The sequence below is a fragment of the Mycolicibacterium peregrinum genome, from assembly GCF_001665625.1.
GTDB classification, from domain to species: Bacteria; Actinomycetota; Actinomycetes; order Mycobacteriales; family Mycobacteriaceae; genus Mycobacterium; species Mycobacterium peregrinum_B.
This window is the reverse complement of the sequence record NZ_LZSY01000030.1, coordinates 1-15,659: the sequence shown is the minus strand read 5'-3', so window position 1 is coordinate 15,659 and position 15,659 is coordinate 1. Positions and strand designations below refer to the sequence as shown.

General features: G+C 65.4%; 17 protein-coding genes and 1 pseudogene. 5 read left to right on the top strand and 13 right to left on the bottom strand.

The window, feature by feature from the left end:
* Positions 1 to 24: 24 nt before the first annotated feature.
* Positions 25 to 2,289: a winged helix-turn-helix domain-containing protein gene (locus A5779_RS04845; RefSeq protein ID WP_064879512.1), complete on the top strand. Its 2,265-nt coding sequence runs from the start codon at positions 25 to 27 to the stop codon at positions 2,287 to 2,289.
* On the opposite strand, the gene A5779_RS04840 is transcribed toward A5779_RS04845, so the two are convergent.
* The 11 genes and pseudogenes from A5779_RS04840 to A5779_RS04790 all read right to left on the bottom strand — a co-directional run bounded on the left by A5779_RS04840 (position 2,219) and on the right by A5779_RS04790 (position 11,570).
* A complete protein-coding gene (locus tag A5779_RS04840; RefSeq protein ID WP_064879509.1) occupies positions 2,219 to 3,055 on the bottom strand; it encodes a bile acid:sodium symporter family protein in 837 nt (278 codons plus the stop codon). The two genes, A5779_RS04845 and A5779_RS04840, sit on opposite strands and share 71 nt — an antisense overlap.
* A gap of 5 nt (positions 3,056 to 3,060) precedes the next feature.
* Positions 3,061 to 4,068 carry a hypothetical protein gene (locus tag A5779_RS04835; protein ID WP_064879507.1) on the bottom strand — a complete coding sequence of 336 codons (1,008 nt, stop codon included), beginning with the start codon at positions 4,066 to 4,068 and terminating at the stop codon, positions 3,061 to 3,063.
* Positions 4,065 to 5,411, bottom strand: a complete 1,347-nt coding sequence (locus A5779_RS04830) for a Dyp-type peroxidase (RefSeq protein WP_064879563.1) — start codon at positions 5,409 to 5,411, stop codon at positions 4,065 to 4,067. Before A5779_RS04830 ends, A5779_RS04835 begins: the two co-directional genes overlap by 4 nt.
* An 11-nt stretch (positions 5,412 to 5,422) precedes the next feature.
* Positions 5,423 to 5,992, bottom strand: coding sequence for a hypothetical protein (locus tag A5779_RS04825; RefSeq protein WP_064879498.1), 570 nt, complete (start codon positions 5,990 to 5,992; stop codon positions 5,423 to 5,425).
* A 76-nt stretch (positions 5,993 to 6,068) separates the two neighbouring features.
* Entirely contained in the window at positions 6,069 to 7,310 is a 1,242-nt protein-coding gene (locus tag A5779_RS04820; protein ID WP_064879494.1) for a YeeE/YedE thiosulfate transporter family protein, read from the bottom strand.
* Positions 7,311 to 7,423: 113 nt separating this feature from the next.
* The gene (locus A5779_RS04815) at positions 7,424 to 7,726 is read right to left on the bottom strand and encodes a hypothetical protein (protein WP_064879492.1); all 303 of its coding nucleotides are present in this window, start codon (positions 7,724 to 7,726) and stop codon (positions 7,424 to 7,426) included.
* A gap of 29 nt (positions 7,727 to 7,755) precedes the next feature.
* Positions 7,756 to 9,107 (bottom strand): annotated as a pseudogene (locus A5779_RS04810) (cytochrome P450).
* A gap of 78 nt (positions 9,108 to 9,185) precedes the next feature.
* A complete protein-coding gene (locus tag A5779_RS04805; RefSeq protein ID WP_064879561.1) occupies positions 9,186 to 9,608 on the bottom strand; it encodes a YybH family protein in 423 nt (140 codons plus the stop codon).
* Between the two features lie 42 nt (positions 9,609 to 9,650).
* Positions 9,651 to 10,070, bottom strand: coding sequence for an arsenate reductase ArsC (locus A5779_RS04800; RefSeq protein WP_064879490.1), 420 nt, complete (start codon positions 10,068 to 10,070; stop codon positions 9,651 to 9,653).
* 10 nt (positions 10,071 to 10,080) lie between these two features.
* On the bottom strand, positions 10,081 to 11,142 hold the full coding sequence (gene arsB / locus A5779_RS04795; protein ID WP_207549025.1) for an ACR3 family arsenite efflux transporter: 1,062 nt from the start codon (positions 11,140 to 11,142) through the stop codon (positions 10,081 to 10,083).
* On the bottom strand, positions 11,139 to 11,570 hold the full coding sequence (locus A5779_RS04790; protein ID WP_064879488.1) for an ArsI/CadI family heavy metal resistance metalloenzyme: 432 nt from the start codon (positions 11,568 to 11,570) through the stop codon (positions 11,139 to 11,141). Before A5779_RS04790 ends, arsB begins: the two co-directional genes overlap by 4 nt.
* A gap of 99 nt (positions 11,571 to 11,669) precedes the next feature.
* Here A5779_RS04790 and A5779_RS04785 point away from each other — a divergent pair, with 99 nt between their 5' ends.
* Positions 11,670 to 12,029 carry an Rv2640c family ArsR-like transcriptional regulator gene (locus tag A5779_RS04785; protein WP_064879486.1) on the top strand — a complete coding sequence of 120 codons (360 nt, stop codon included), beginning with the start codon at positions 11,670 to 11,672 and terminating at the stop codon, positions 12,027 to 12,029.
* A 37-nt stretch (positions 12,030 to 12,066) separates the two neighbouring features.
* On the opposite strand, the gene A5779_RS04780 is transcribed toward A5779_RS04785, so the two are convergent.
* Complete coding sequence (locus tag A5779_RS04780; RefSeq protein ID WP_064879481.1) at positions 12,067 to 12,360, bottom strand: DUF4193 domain-containing protein; 294 nt, start codon at positions 12,358 to 12,360, stop codon at positions 12,067 to 12,069.
* Between the two features lie 158 nt (positions 12,361 to 12,518).
* Between A5779_RS04780 and A5779_RS04775 the strand changes: the two genes are divergently transcribed.
* Together A5779_RS04775 and A5779_RS04770 are read left to right on the top strand one after the other, a co-directional pair.
* Positions 12,519 to 12,833 (top strand): hypothetical protein, encoded by a 315-nt coding sequence (locus tag A5779_RS04775; RefSeq protein WP_236734649.1) that lies wholly within the window; start codon positions 12,519 to 12,521, stop codon positions 12,831 to 12,833.
* Between the two features lie 71 nt (positions 12,834 to 12,904).
* The gene (locus A5779_RS04770) at positions 12,905 to 13,834 is read left to right on the top strand and encodes a TauD/TfdA dioxygenase family protein (protein WP_064879557.1); all 930 of its coding nucleotides are present in this window, start codon (positions 12,905 to 12,907) and stop codon (positions 13,832 to 13,834) included.
* A 13-nt stretch (positions 13,835 to 13,847) separates the two neighbouring features.
* Here the strand turns inward: A5779_RS04770 and A5779_RS04765 are convergent, their stop codons facing one another.
* Positions 13,848 to 14,132, bottom strand: coding sequence for a hypothetical protein (locus A5779_RS04765; protein WP_064879476.1), 285 nt, complete (start codon positions 14,130 to 14,132; stop codon positions 13,848 to 13,850).
* Between the two features lie 476 nt (positions 14,133 to 14,608).
* On the opposite strand from A5779_RS04765, the gene A5779_RS04760 reads away from it, so the two are divergent.
* Positions 14,609 to 15,659, top strand: a 1,051-nt coding sequence (locus A5779_RS04760; protein ID WP_131811567.1) for a transporter substrate-binding domain-containing protein, incomplete at its 3' end; no start/stop codon positions are given.

The window sequence follows — 15,659 nt, the reverse complement described above, 5'->3', positions numbered from 1 at the left end:
GCGCCACTGACCTAGTATGCCCAGGTGGGAGCAGGATCCTGGCCGGCGCACATTCCGGTGGCGACCGTCGGACGGCCTGCCACCGCCCGTGCCGGTGTTCCCCGTCCAGAAATCACCCGCTTGCTGCAGGACCGCACCGGCCTGGTGGTTGTCACCGCACCGGCGGGATACGGCAAGACCACTGCGGTGGGGCAGTGGGACGACGCCGACGAACGCCCGTTCGCATGGGCGCGGCTCGACAATCTCGACAACGACCCCGCGCATCTGCTGTTGCATCTCGCCACAGCGCTGAACCAGGTCAAGCCGATCGATCCGGCGGTGCTGCAGTACCTGCAGGGCGCAGGACGGGCCGAGACCCAATTGGCGTCGGCATTCGTCCAGGCACTCGAAACCGCGGGGCCCGTCGTTCTGGTGCTCGACGACGTCCACGAGTTGTCGGCGAGCGCCGCGGTCGACACCCTGCGCGCCGTGGTGGACCTTGCCCCGAGTTCGACGACGTTGGTGCTGGTCGGTCGGCAGGCTCCGGCACTCGATCTGGCCCGCCGCCGGCTGCAGGGCTACGTCGTCGACATCGGAATTCCGGAGCTGAAGCTGTCCGGATCCGAAGGCGCCGCTGCTTTCGCGGCCCTCGGTGCCGGGATGGACGAGGCCACGATCGCACGCGTTCTCGACAAATGTGAAGGCTGGGCGGCCGGGGTGGTGATGGCGGCCCTGGCGCTGCGCGATGGCGCCCCCGCCGAGGCGGTGACCGGCCGGCACCGGCTGATGGCCGACTATCTGGTGGAGGAAGTGCTCAGCCACCTCGAACCCGACACCGTCACGTTTCTGACGGAATCGGCCATCCTGGACCGCTTTTGCGCCGGCGAGCTCGACGCGCTGCTGGGCCGAAGCGATTCCGCTGCGATGCTTGAGGCAATTACCGGATCGGGCAACCTGTTTCTGGTTCCCCTTGACTCCCAAGGCATCTGGTACCGCTATCACCAGCTTTTCGGTGACCTGTTACGCGCGCGCCTACGTGACCGGGATCCGGACCGGTTCCGGGAGTTGGCGGCGCGCGCGTCCGATCGGCTGGCTCAGGCCGGTGACGTCGACGGAGCGCTGGCGCAGGCCCTGGCCGCCGGCGACCGCGCCAAGGCCGCAGCACTGGTGGGGATCGACGCGGTGCGGTTGGGTTTCGACGGCAGGGTCGGTGTTCTGGCCCGCCGGCTCAGCCTGATCGACGAGCGGACCTTCACCGACTACCCGGACGCTGCGATCGCGCGGGCCTGGCTCGGCGTGATGACCGGGGACGCCGAGTTGATCCAGCGGTCCCTGTTGACCGCCGCGGCGGCCGACTCCGGTGGGCCGCTCGCCGACGGCACACCGTCGGTCGAGGTGGCTGCCGCGCTGATCGGCTCGCTGCTCGGAGTCGGTGGAGTAGGCGAGGTGATTCGCCATGCCGAAACAGTCTGCGGCGCAGGTGATCACCTGGTCAACCCGTGGTGGGGCGCGGCCACCACGATGAAGGGTGCCGCGCTGTCCATGCTCGGTGACCCCGGGGAGGCGCGGGCCACACTGGAATCGGCACTGCCGGTAATCGAAGATCTCCCCGGATTCCAGGCCGCCGTGCTGGCGCATCTCGCCGCATTGGACCTCGGTGACGGAGACCTGTCGGCCGCAGTTTCCCACACCAACGCCGCGCGCATGATCGTCGACTCACGCGACTTGTCCGACATGGTGCCGATGGTGGTGGTCTACGCGGTCGACTCATTGGTGCGCGCCCGGCGCGGTGACGCGGCCGGAGCACGATCGGCCGTCCGCGCGACCGAGCGGCTCCTCGACCGGCTGGGCGATCTGTCCGCCCGCACCGCCCTGACGGCCCATGCGTTGGTCGCCGGTGCGGCCGTCGAGGTCGACGACACCGAGCTGTGCGACCGGCACCTGGGCGAGGCGCAACGCGCGTACCGGCGTGAACCCGAGGCCGTCGGCATCGGGCAATGGCTGGACCGCATCCAGGCCTTGTCGGCGACCCGGGCGGCCCGTGGTGCTCGGCCGGCGCTGACGACGGCCGAGCTCAGGCTGCTGCCGTACCTCGCCACCCATCTGTCGCTGCAGCGCATCGCAGGTGAGCTGTCCCTGGGCCGTGAAACCCTGAAGAGCCAGGCGAAGTCGATCTACCGCAAGCTCGGCGTCTCGTCCCGCGCTGCCGCGGTGACCGAGGCCGACCGGCTCGGGTTGCTCAGCGAGACCGTGCGAGCCGCCGCGAGAACGGCAACAGCATCAGGAACTCCACGATCAACACCACGGTGATCATCACGACCACCTTCGGATCGTCGAAGTTCTGCCCGGCCACCACGAACGCCGCGGCGGCGTTGCGCTGAGCGGTACCCAGCGCCAGGACATCCCGCGCCCCGCGGCCGCCCAGCAGCCAACCGATACCGGCGCAGATCACCGTGTACACGACGGCGGCCAAGATGCCGAAGGTGCCGAAAACCGATAGCACGCTGTTGAAATGGGCGGCGATGGTGAGCACGATCACCAGAACCATGCTGATGGTGGACACCTTGCCGACCACGGACCGGAGGCGGGCGGCCGCCCCCGGACCGCGAGCCCGCAGCAGTAGGCCCGCGGCCAGCGGGATGAGCATCAGCACCACAAGCGACGCCGCGATCTGGGCAGGGTTGACCGCGGTGCCTGCGACGAAGATCGGCAGGACCAGTGGCACGAACCCCACGGTGATGACCATCAACAGCACCATCAAGCCCACCGCGAAGGCCATGTCGGCCTTCGCGAACTCGGCGAGCTTGATCAGGAACGGTGCGCCCGCCGCGAGCCCGCACAACAGCAACCCGATCCCGAGCGGCTCGTCCAGATCAAACACCCGCCACAGCCCGAACGCGGCCAGCGGCGCCAGCACGAAGTTCGCCGCCAGCGACAGCGCAACCAGGCGAATGTTCTTGAGCGGCGCGAGGATCTGACTGACGGTCAGGCTCAGACCGACGGCCAGGGTGCTCGACACGACGAAGAAGACGACAGCGATATTCGAGCCCTGCAACAGCAGATCTGTCACCTTCACTGCGGTCAGGCCATCGTCACGAGGTTGCGCCAGAAGGACTTCAGGCTGTCACTCGCGCCGAACAGGGTGGTGAAATGGGTTGAGTCGACCAGCACGATGTCGCCGGCGCGGTCACCGGACGGCGGCATGTGGATCAATGCGTTGAACTCCGTGTTGCCCGCCAAGGTGAACGGGTGGGGCCGGGTCTGGTCGATCAACTGCCGGCCGAGCACTCGGAGGTCCGGCCCCTCGGGAGCGGTCAGCTCATAGTGCGGCAAGTGGGGATGCAAGGCCAGCGTCGTGACGTCGCGCAGCAAGCCGGCCGAATCCAGATCGCGGAAACCGGTAAGCGGCACAATCTGTTTGGTGCCCTCGACCGTGGCGGGACGCAGGCCCCAGGTGTTGTGCACCGGGATGTTCAGCCCGGTCAGCAGCGACCGGGCGTAGCCGCTGAACCGCTGGACGCGCGGCGTCAGCGGGTCACCGTGGTGCAGATACTCCATCTGTTGCTGCTCTTTGTCGTCGGTGAACCCGACGTCGTGGTGCGGCGCGAGCATCAGGCACTTGCCTTCCTGACGCAACCACTGCTGTATCGCCGCGATCTCCTCTGGCAAGGCATCCTCCTCGCCGAGCAGGTGGTCGAGGCCGAAGATCATCAGGGTGTCGGTGTCGTCGAGGATGCGTTCATCGATGGGCAACCGGTACCCGGCCTGGTCGACCCGCTGGAACACCGCCACCGGATGTCCGGTCGCCTCACCGGCCACTTCCTGGAAATTCAGGGACGACCGGTGGAACAGTTCCAGCGTTCCGTCGATGCCCTGCAGGAAGTCGCGGGGGTCGTACTCGGGTCCGGCGTAGGCGGGCCAGGTCGCCAAACGAACCTCGGTCATGGTGGAGAACCGGTTGTACAGCAGTGCCGAATCGCGCTGCGCCTCCCACGGGTAGCTCCACGACCAGTAGATCGACACCCGCCGTTTGCCGTTGTGCGGGCGGGTGATGTGCGCCTGGTTATAGGTGCGGGCGGGGGTGGTCATGCTGACTCCTTCATTCTTGGGGTCTCAAGGTTTGTGAGGTAACGCAGCGCGTTCAGGCCGGGCAGGAAGAAGTAGGCCCCGCCGCGCAGCGTGGTGAACGCGGGTAACCCCTTGTGCACCTTCCGGATCGGACGCTTCGGAATCGTGAAGTCCAGCGTGCCGTCCTGGACGCCGCAGATGGGGTCGTGTTCGTTGCCGAGATCTTTGAATGCCGCGTCGTTGATCCAGACGTTCTGGGCGAACTCGAACTGGCGCACCAGGCTGGCGCAGATCAGGAACATCCCGACCCCGCGTTCGACTCCGTCGTCGGCAACACCTTCGGGTAGTGCCGGTCCGTAGGTGCCGCTGCGCCGGATCAGCCTTCGCCGATTGGGATTCGGCTCGGTATCGCGTGGGTTGAGCCGGCGGGCGTGGGAGCCGAGCGGGCAGGCGTAGCCGTGTGGATCCATCTCGGCGTAGTCGAAGTCGTTGTTGCGCATCGGATCCGCACCGAGTTCCGGGTCGTCGTGCTCAGGTGCCAGGACCAGCGGCGCGCCGCTGCGCCACCGCCCCATGAACTTCGCGGCCAGCAACTCCGCGCCGTCGGCGTCCTCGGCGTTCTGCGTCAGGTAGTCCCGGAAGATCCCGACGTGTTCCTCCAGGCGGCGGTACGCCAGGTAGCTGCCGTTGCGTGAAAGCACTTCGGGTGTGGGCTGGTTCGCGACCAACCCCTCCTCATCCTGATAGCCGAGGAGGAACTCGCCGGGTGCCAGATACCCACCTGCACCGGGTATCAACTCCTCGCCCGAACCCTTCATCTGCGGCTGCGACACCGGATCGCGGTACCCGAAGTGATCGTGGTCGTACTCGAACGGAGCGGTGGCGGCCAGATCCAGATGCGACAGTGACCGCACTCCGGGGCAGCGGGCCAGCAGGGCGTCGTGTTCGCCCACGCACCGCACGCGTTCCGCCGCGTCCCGGGCGAACAGGATGACGATGGCATGCAGATCGTCGCCGGCGAGCCCGCCCAGCCAGTGTTCAGGTGCGGCGGCACCGGTGTCCCCGAGGATGTCGGCCCGCGACGCCATCCCTTCGCGGAACTCGCCCGGGAACGATGCCAGCGACTCCTCGTCCAGACCCAACGCGCGCAACCCATTCCAGGTGAAGGCCAGGTTGACCCAACGTTTGAAGACGTTGACCGTCTCGCGGACGTCGGTGGCCGACTGCACGAGCGGCACCATCTCGGACAGCCAGGCCCGCCCCGCCTCGGGGGTGTCGAAGGACAGGAACTCATACCGGCCGGTCAAATGCGGTGTCCCGGTCAGCATGATGTGCTGGATGTCGTCGAATTCGAGGTCGGTCATTGCATCCATGGTCACTGCATCTGATCCAACATGTCCGCGAACGCGGCCTTGAGTCGCAACGCCTTCTTGACCTCGTCGGAGGTGACGTACGGGTACTCGCCGTACTCGAGGAAGCTGGGCACCTGGTGGTCGCGGACGTACATGATGAAGGCCTCCGGATTGGTTTTCCAGTCCGCCGGAAAGCCCTCCAGATGGGTGAATGCAGTGGTGATGCCGGTCGAGCTGAACAGCTTGACGGCGTCCTCGGTGTACTTGTCGAAGTCGGTATCGAAGATGCCCATGTACTGGAAATGCAGACCCGACCCGACATCGAACAGATTCCACCGCAGATAGTGAAGCTTCAGTGGGGCCAGCACGTCCGGCTGCGCGGCGACGGCCGCCTCGATGCTCTTGCCGTGGGCGCGGATGGCGTCTTCGTGTTCGGGGCCGTCCTTCACCTTCGCGATGATGTTGAAGCCGTAGCACGCGGGAGTGCGGGGGAAGACCGGGCCGTACCGCCCGCGGGTCAGTTCGAAGTAGCCCTCTTTGGGAAGGGCGAGAGCAGCGGGCTGGGTCCAGTCGTTGTTTCCGTTGTGCGCCATGGCAAAGAGATTATGAGCGTGGCGACCGCCCGTCGTCCCCCGATTCGGGGGAAGTTTTGCGCCCCTCTGGTGGCCGTTAGACCTCGGGTTTCACCGGATCGACCGTCCAGCTGCAGTGGCCGTAGACGAGCCGAGCGGTGAGCAACATCCCGCCGAGCAAGGCCGCAGTGAAAAGCCACGCACTGACCGCCAACTGGATGCCGCCGCTGAGGGTGTGCCCACTGGTGCATCCACCGGCCATCCGGGCCCCGAAGATCACAAAAAAAGAAGCCGCGAAGCATGCCACTGCCCGCCTGGAGCGGCTGGGGCCGAAGCGATTACGCCATGAGGGCGGTACGACGGGGCGGAACGCGTTGAAGCGACCTGTGATGAACAGTGCCGAGAACAGTGATCCAAGCATGACGCCGAGAACCACCAGTGGCTCCCAGCCGATCGTGGCGAAGACGAGTCGGCTGTAGTCGAAGCCCGGCATGAAGAGGTGTCCCACCACCCACGAGTAGGTGGTCGACATGCCGAAGGGCTGACGAAGGAACAGCGACAGAACCACGAGCGCGGCCACGAACATGGCTGCCACGGCGGTGGCTCGCGCGAAGAAGGTCGCGCGGGGCACGCGTTGTGACGCCAGTCGGGAAAGTAGGGCGGGACGGGGTGGCACGGCCGCACCTTCGGACAAATATGCGGCGGTGTCTTCGGCAAAAGCCTGATCTCGCGCATCGACTGGGGCGTTGCTGTTGCGTAGGTGCTGAAAACAACTGTGCTTACCTCCCACGTACCGCGGTAGGTAGTACAGCAGCATCAACGCGGTCGCGGCGTAGGCGATTGCGATGGTGAGCATCGGTATGGGGCGGATACTCGCGATGTTTCCGGTAGCCACGAGATCACCGAAATCGGCGGTGTGCACCAGCCAGTGACCCGCATCGGTCTGGTAGACCGCTGTCCATGCCGCGGCGCCCAGGAGTCCGCCGGGTAGCGCCGCCAGGACGTCTTGGCGACCCTCCCCGAGGGCGATCACCTCGGTGCCCGGGAAGTAGCCGCTCACGGCCGCCCCTGCGCCGAACATTATCCCGCCCAGGGTGACACCGATCAGATATGTGGGTCGTGGTGAGAAGTGCATCGACAATCCCAGTGCATACAGGCCATAAAGCAAAACAGCGCCTATCGCGGTGACAAACAGAAAGCAGCCGACGAGGAGCCGGTCTACCAGCCTGGCAGTTCGGATAATCGTCTCGGGGTTACCGATTCCCCACAACGATGCCGGCACACTGAATGCAGCACCGATCAGTAGCCCCACCCATAACGGAGCAGTGACGCTGACCATGCGCACCTCCTGAGGCTGCCGTAAGACGGGACACCACCCTGGGGGCGCCGGATCGAGTGTCACGACGTAATCGGCCTGCCACTGGTCCCCACCGCCCAGGCTGGTGCCGACCGTCAGAAGTCGGGCGTGCTCACGTCTTCGAGCCCCTGCTTGGGGCCCGTCGGAGCGACCGGCGCAGTAGGAATCGCCTGGATTCCTGACGAACCACATTCCGTGCCGCTCACCCCGGGCGGGCACAGGTTGTTGCCGCTCGGTGAGTTCGGCACCAGATAGGGGACACAATTCTGGGTATAGGTGTCGTTGTCCTCGCCGTTCGGGCAGGCCGCCAGCACGGCCGACGGGGCGGGCAGGGCGGCGACCGCAGTCGCCGCCACCATCGCAATGCCGCAGCAGGCGGAGATGATCAGGTGTCGCATAGGGATCAAGGCTGTCATGTCATTCGCTTTCAGTCGATGACCGCAGTGGCCTTGTGCACGGTAATCGGCGCGGCCAACTGCTGCTCGTCGCAGATCCGTTGCAGTTTCTTCAGTGTCTCGGCCAGGCCCAGACCGGTCCGCCGGCCCGGGGTGAATGTCGCGGGCAGGTGCTGCATGCCCTGGATGACGCCGATGGTCTCGTAGTGGACGGCGCCCGCCGGGTCGCATCGGTAGTCCGGCATCCGGTCGAGCACCCCGGTCAACATCGACTTGAACACCGTCCGCGCCACATTCGAGCCGATGCAGCGATGCACGCCCAAGCCGAAACTGAAGTGGCGGTTACCCGTTCGGTCCATCATGAGCTCGTTCGGGTTCTCGAAGACACGTGGGTCGCGGTTGGCCATCGCCCAGGACAACCACAGCCGCTCACCTTCCTTGAGCGGCACGCCGTCTACTTCGATGTCCTCGGAGACCGTGCGGCCGTCCCCCGGGGCAGGGGTGAAGAACCGCAGGAACTCCTCGGTCGCCGGGTCGAGCAGAAAAGCGCGGTCCCGGCTCAACCGCTCCCGCTGATCGGGGTGCTCGGAAAGCCACTCGAGCGAGTGCGCGGTCAACGCCGTCGTGGTGTCGAAACCTCCGCCGATCAGGAGCATGAGCATGCCCAGAATCTCCGAATCGGGAGCCGGCTCGCCGTCGATGCGCATCTGGACCATCGCGTCGATCAGTCCGGGACGCGGATCCTCGCGGATCACCGCGACGTGCCCCATCATGTGTACCGCTGAAGCCACTGACAGGTCGAAGACGCGCTGGGCGTCGGGGGAGTCGGCCCGGGTGTACACCGATGCATGTGCGGGTTCGCAGTAGATCTCCCATTCGGCGAGCGGGACGCCCAACAGTCCGAGCGTCAACACAGCCGGCACGATGTTCGCCAGATCGTCGACGAAATCGATACTGCCGTCTTCGATTTTCTCGTCCAGACACGCCCTGACGAGTTCGTCGACGACCGGTTTCCACCGGCCGGTGACAGGTAGCCGTTGAGCGGTGTCCGGTAGGAACGGTGTTCGGGATCATCCATCTCCAGCATGCCGCCGCGGAACTGCGTGCTCACCTCGCCGCGCGGAATGTTGATGCCCCGATAGCCTTTTCGTTCCCCGACGACGTCGTTGTCATTCGAGATGTGTGGGCAGCGGGCCAGTTCGAAGACCTGGCTGCTGCCGGCGGCCACCCAATGTCCGCCGTATGTGTCGGTCCAGGCGAGCGGACAGGAGCCCAGCATCTCCGACGTGATCGGCTCGAACTGGTCGCGGTACTGCGGGGTGTGCCGGTCGAAGTGGTAGCTGTGCTCGCTATGTCGAGCTTCTGCCGTCGCGCCCTCGGTCATCTGCGCCTCCAACGTCGTTGTCGGTCTGCAGGTCTGAGGATAGGAACTACGCGCGCCGGTGTGGGCGGTTCTGGCAGATCACGGCGTCAGATTCAGGACGGCCTTGCCGTATTCGAGGTCCGCGGGCACCGAGATGTGGTCGTGAAAGACGCGCCAGACGCCGTCGACGCAACGCAGACATGCCGTCCATCGCACCCACATGTCGGTGTCACGGCCACTGGCGAGGGTGCCGCGGACGTGGTTGAGGCTGTGCACGAACGCGATGTCGCCCTCGGTGGTGACGGTCAGCTCGTGCACGTCGTAGCCGATCGGCCCGGTATACGCGGTGAAGACCTCCTGCCAGGCCCGTCGCTTGTTGTCGTCACCCGCGTAGCGCAGCGGTGCCCCGAGATCGAAAGACACGACATCGGGCGCGTAGAGAGCCGTGAGCGTGTCCAGATCGCGCGCACGGATCGCATTCACACCCTCGGCGATGCGCTGGCGAATGGCGGCTTCAGTCACGAATGTCACGGTAGGCCACCATCGCCATCGGACACCGGAAAATCAGTCGGCGGGGCCGAGTCCGAGTTCACCGAGGAGGACTCGAACGCGTCGTTCGATGTCGTCACGGATCGGACGGACGGCTTCGACTCCGAGGCCGGCCGGGTCGGCCAGGTCCCAGTTCTCGTAGCGCTTGCCCGGGAAGTACGGACAGGTGTCTCCGCACCCCATCGTGACCACGACGTCGCTCGCCTCGACGATGTCGTCGGTCCATCGCTGCGGCTGTTCGTGCGCGATATCGATACCGACCTCGGCCATGGCGGCGATCGCGGCGGGATTCACCTCGTCAGCCGGCTCCGAGCCGCCCGAGAACACGGACGCTCGGTCTCCGGCGAGGTGGGTGAAGTAGCCCATCGCCATCTGGGACCGGCCTGCGTTGTGGGTGCACAGGAACAACACGCTGGGGCGGTCGCGCTCGGTCATCGAGGTCTCCTCACAGACGGTCGTCTCCTGCGGTTGCGAACCGGCGCCGCAATCCCAGTGACACGTAGACCAGCGCCACGAGGACGGGCACTTCGATCAGGGGGCCGACGACACCTGCCAGGGCCTGGCCAGAGGTGGCACCGTACGTCGCGATCGCCACCGCGATGGCCAGTTCGAAGTTGTTGCCTGCGGCCGTGAACGCCAGGGTGGTGGTGCGCTCGTAGCCCAGCCCCAGCGCAGCGCCCAGTGCGTATCCGCCGCCCCACATGATCGCGAAGTACGCCAGCAGCGGCAGCGCGATGCGGGCGACGTCCCAGGGGCGAGTGGCGATCTGGTCACCCTGAAGCGCGAACAGCACCACGATGGTGAACAGCAGTCCGTACAGGGCCCACGGGCCGATACGCGGCAGGAACGTCGTTTCGTACCAGTCCCTGCCTTTCGCGGATTCACCGATGCGACGTGACAGGTACCCGGCCAGCAGTGGGATGCCAAGGAAGATCAGCACCGATTTGGCGATCTGCCACGGCGATGTGTCGATACTCGTCTGTTCCAACCCGAGCCAGCCCGGCAGCACCGACAGGTAGAACCAGCCGAGTACGGCGAACATGAGCACCTGGAACATCGAATTGAGGGCGACCAGTACCGCGGCGGCCTCACGGTCGCCGCAGGCCAGGTCGTTCCAGATGATGACCATCGCGATGCACCGGGCCAGTCCGACGATGATCAGGCCCGTCCGGTACTCAGGTAGATCCGGCAGAAAGAGCCACGCCAGCGCGAACATCAGGGCGGGACCCAGCACCCAGTTGAGGACCAGCGAGCTGATCAACAGCTTGCGATCACCGGTCACCCGGTCCAGTCGGTCGTAGCGCACCTTGGCCAGGACCGGGTACATCATGATCAGCAGGCCCAGGGCGATCGGCAGTGAAATGCCGTCGATCTGAACGTGATTCAGGGCAGTGTTGACGCCGGGGACGAGTCTGCCCAGCAGCAGACCTCCCGCCATCGCCACGCCGATCCATACCGGCAGCAGTCGGTCCAGCGTGGAAAGTCGCGAAGTGACAGCCTGGTTCACGATGTGCAGCAGGTGCCGCCGGCCTCGGGGCTGTTGAGGGCGGGGGAGTTCGCGCCGAAGGACTCTGAGTCGGCGAGAACGGTGTAGACCTCCCACTTTTCGCCGGCAGGCCCCGTCACCCAGACCTTGTCCTGCGTGGCGAAGCAGCAGGTCGTGCCGATCTCCTCCTCGGTGAACAGGCCTTCGTTCGTCAGGCGCGCGATCTCGGCGTGCACCTGGTCGCTGGACTCGACTTCGACGCCGAGGTGGTTGAGTGTCCCGCCGTGACCGGGGTTTTCGATGAGTACCAACTTCAGCGGGGGTGCGGCGATCGCGAAGTTGGCGTAGCCCGGCTTGACCTTCGCCGGCGCGGTGTCGAAGAGCTTCGAGTAGAACGTGATCGCCTCGTCGAGATCATCGACGTTCAAGGCGAGTTGTGCGCGGGACATGGCAGCCTCCGGACCTCTGTGGCATATGTCGAACTATCGGGCAGCATCGATAATGCCACCTCTTCGACATATGTCAATGTCCTCTGGCAGAATCGATCCATGCCCAAGGCGTTGCCGGTGGTCGACACCACCGAACCGGTCTGCTGCTCACCCGTGGCTGCGGGACCGATCGATGACGGCGGAGCGCTGGAGATTGCCTTACGGCTGAAAGCGCTGGCCGACCCGGTGCGGGTCAAGCTCGTGTCGCTGTTGTTCAGCGCCGAGGCCGGAGAAGTCTGCGGATGTGATCTCGCGGCTGCGGTCGGCCTGGCCGAATCTACCGTCAGCCACCATCTGTCCCAATTGCGGCGCGCGGGCATGGTGGAGTCCGAACGGCGCGGTATGAACGTCTACCACCGCCCGCGCCGGGACTCGCTCGTCGCGCTGTGTTCCGTGCTCGACCCCAACTGCTGTCGGTAGGGCACGTGCGGCCGTCAGGCCGCGGTCCGGCTCTGCGTCAGACGCACTCGACGCAGAGCTGCTGCTCGCCCTTCTGCAGCGCCAACCGGTTGCGGTGCTGCACCAGGAAGCAGCTGGAACAGGTGAACTCGTCAGCTTGCTTCGGGACGACGCGCACGCTCAGCTCCTCGCCGGAGATGTCGGCGTCGGGCAGGTCGAACGAATCGACCACCTCGTCCTCGTCGATGACCGCCGTGTCGGCCGCGGTGCGCCGCGTGGCCAGCTGCTCCAGCGACTCCTCGGCGGGCTCGTCGGTCTCCTTGACGCGCGGGGCGTCGTAATCGGTAGCCATGAATGATCCTCCTAAGTTCAAGACCAATGTTTCTCGCCAACGCCACAGCGGGACTCCTTGTTCCCCGGGCGAACAGCCTGTAAACGTCGGATGCACGTTAGCGGTTCAATCCGCCGGGGTCTGCATCGGTGGACGTGATGCTGAGTACAGTCGTCGGCGTGCATGACGATGTCAGAGGTTCGGACGCCGAGATCTTCGATGACGCTGAGCTTGATGAGTACCTCGATGACGACGATGCCGGTCTGGAGGATCTGGACTCCAACGGCCAGGTGATCTCGATCCGTCGCGCCGATGGCGAGGAGCTCCTCACCATCGTCGCCCAGGACGACGAGTGGAATGTCGACCTGCAGCCGGGGGGCTCCGTACAGAGCGCGTTCCTCGGTTCGCGACGGGACACCCCGGTGTGGATCAATGCCCTCGACGGCCAGATCGAGCGCGACGACGACGGCACCTACGTCATCCGCATCGACTGACCTTCGAACGCTTTGCGCTCGTAGTGAGCGCAACCGTGGTGCTGCCACACCCCATCGCCGATGGTGACGGGGTGTCCACTCTGCGTGTAGTGAAGCTCGGAGCCCACATCGGGGCCCGCATCGACGGAATCGACGTCAACGGCAACCTCGACGCCGCCACGGTGTCCGCGATCAACGATGCCCTCCTTGAACACAAGGTCATCTTCTTCCGCGGCCAACACCACCTCGACGACGACGGACAGTGGGCGTTCGCGCGGTTGCTCGGCACCCCGACCCGCGCGCATCCGACGGTCACCTCGCGCGGCGACCGGATCCTGCCGATCGACTCGCGGTATGACAAAGCGAACAGCTGGCACACCGATGTGACGTTCGTCGACCGCATCCCGAAGGCCTCGTTGCTGCGGGCGGTCACGCTCCCGGAGTACGGCGGCACCACGACCTGGGCGTCGACCGAGGTCGCCTACGACCGACTGCCCGGGCCGTTGCGAGCGCTGGTCGAGAACCTGTGGGCCGTGCACACCAACCAGTACGACTACACGGCCGGCGATCAGGTCGACCACGAGGGCCAGCCCGTTGTCGCCGACGGTCACCGCCAGTACCGCGAAGAGTTCGAATCCGAGTATTACGAGACCGAGCATCCCGTGGTGCGGGTCCATCCCGAGACGGGCAGGCGCGTGCTGTTGCTGGGGCACTTCATCAAACAGTTCGTGGGTCTCAGTCCCGCCGAGTCGGCCACCCTCTTCCAGCTGCTCCAGAACCGGGTCATCAAGCTGGAGAACACGATTCGATGGAACTGGGAGTTGGGGGACCTGGCGATCTGGGACAACCGGGCCACCCAGCACTACGCGGTGGCCGACTACGACGACCAATTCCGCCGGCTCAGCCGGATCACCCTGGCCGGCGACATCCCCGTCGATATCCACGGACGGCACAGCCGGGTGATCGCCGGCGACGCGTCGCGATACTCCGAGGTCATCAGGCCGGTCGCACTGGCCGGGTGAGCGGGCCCGCCGGTCAGAGCCGGTCCATCTCCCGCGCCATCAGACTGTTCTCCAGATAGCTGTAGTGCGACGGGTAGTGCGGGCGGGCGCGGTGCGTCCGCCAGTGGTCCGTCACCGAGGCCACCGCACGCGACATCATCGTGATGACGTTGTGGTGCGGATGGGCGCCGGCTGCCGCGGCCGTACTGAACAGCACCTGCTGTTCGGTGATCAGCACCGGCTCGTGCGTGTGCCGGCGCGTCGGGGTGTGTGCTGAGGCTTCGCGTCGGACGGCGGAAACCGAATGGAAAACGCTCATGTCGAAACTTCCTCTGAACCGAGCGTCTTGCTCTCCAACGCTCTCATGAAGGCAACGTACGACTGACCGGAGTCATTCCTCACGCGTAGTCCACTACCTCAATAAGGAGCATCTGCAGCTGAACGTCCTTTTACAGAGCAGGTTCTCGCGGCGCAGGGATGGACAGCTCGGATGATTTGTAAAGCCCACCACGCGGGTTGCCATCAGCCGATGGCGTGAATGAGACGTTGCCCGCGCAACTATCCTCGCGCACAGGACAATTCGGCGACCTGTGCGCTCCGGCGGCTCACGCGCCTGAGCCGGGGAGACCGCGAACGGCACCGACATGAGCTGTGCGCCTCGTCGAGGGCGGCACGCAGCCCGGCCGTGCGACTTCATCGAGCCGCCGAACCGTGCCCCGGTAAATCCCGCCCTAATCGCAGTGACGGCGATAGCGTGAGAACTCGTCGTTTCACACCTGGATAGGAGACTGGACGATGAGAGTCGAATCCGCGCCGGGTATCGCCGGAGTCATCCGGTCCCCGCACCGGCTGCTGGCCGCCGTCGTGGCGTTGCTGGTGGGACTGGTCGGGGCTGCGATGTTGACACCGGCCCGAGCCGCCGCCGAGGGCGAGACCTACGTCATCGCCACCGACATCACCTTCGCGCCGTTCGAATTCCAGGACAAGGCCGGGAAATTCGTCGGAATCGACATCGATCTGCTCAACGAGATCGCAGCCAACCAGAAGTTCAACATCTCCATCAAGCCGCTCGGTTTCGACGCCGCACTGCAGGCCGTTCAGGCCAATCAGGCCGACGCTGTGATCGCGGGGATGTCGATCACCGACGCGCGCAAGAAGGTGTTCGACTTCTCCGACCCGTACTTCGAATCCGGCGTGCAGATGGCGGTGCTGAAGTCCAATGACGAGATCAGGTCCTACGCGGATCTGAAGGGCAAACGGGTCGCGGTCAAGAACGGTACCCAGGGCTCGGACTTCGCCAACTCGATCAAGGACAAGTACGGCTTCGAAGTCGTCTCGTTCGCCGATTCGCCGTCGATGTTCGAGGAAGTCAAGACGGGCAACTCGGTGGCGGTCTTCGAGGATTACCCGGTGCTGCTGTACGGGATCGCCCAGGGCAACGGGTTCAAGACCGTGACGCCGAAGGAGAAGGGCTCCAGCTACGGCTTTGCGGTCAACAAGGGGCGCAATGCCGAGCTGCTGACGAAGTTCAATGCGGGCCTCAAGGAGCTCAAGGAATCCGGGCGCTACGACGAGATCATCGCAAGTTACCTCGGTGAAGAGGCCACCAGCGACGACAATTCGTTCCTCGGGCTGTTCAAGGGCACCTTCCCGATCCTGATGACCGGCCTCAAGATGACGCTGATCCTGACAGTGGTGTCGATCGCCCGCAAGATGATCGACCGCGACACCCGGCAGAGCCCGAAGATGACGCCGAGCACCAGCGCGATGGCGATCGACACCACTGTCAGGATCAGCGTCATCTTGAGGCCGGTCATCAGGATCGGGAAGGTGCCCTTGAACAGCC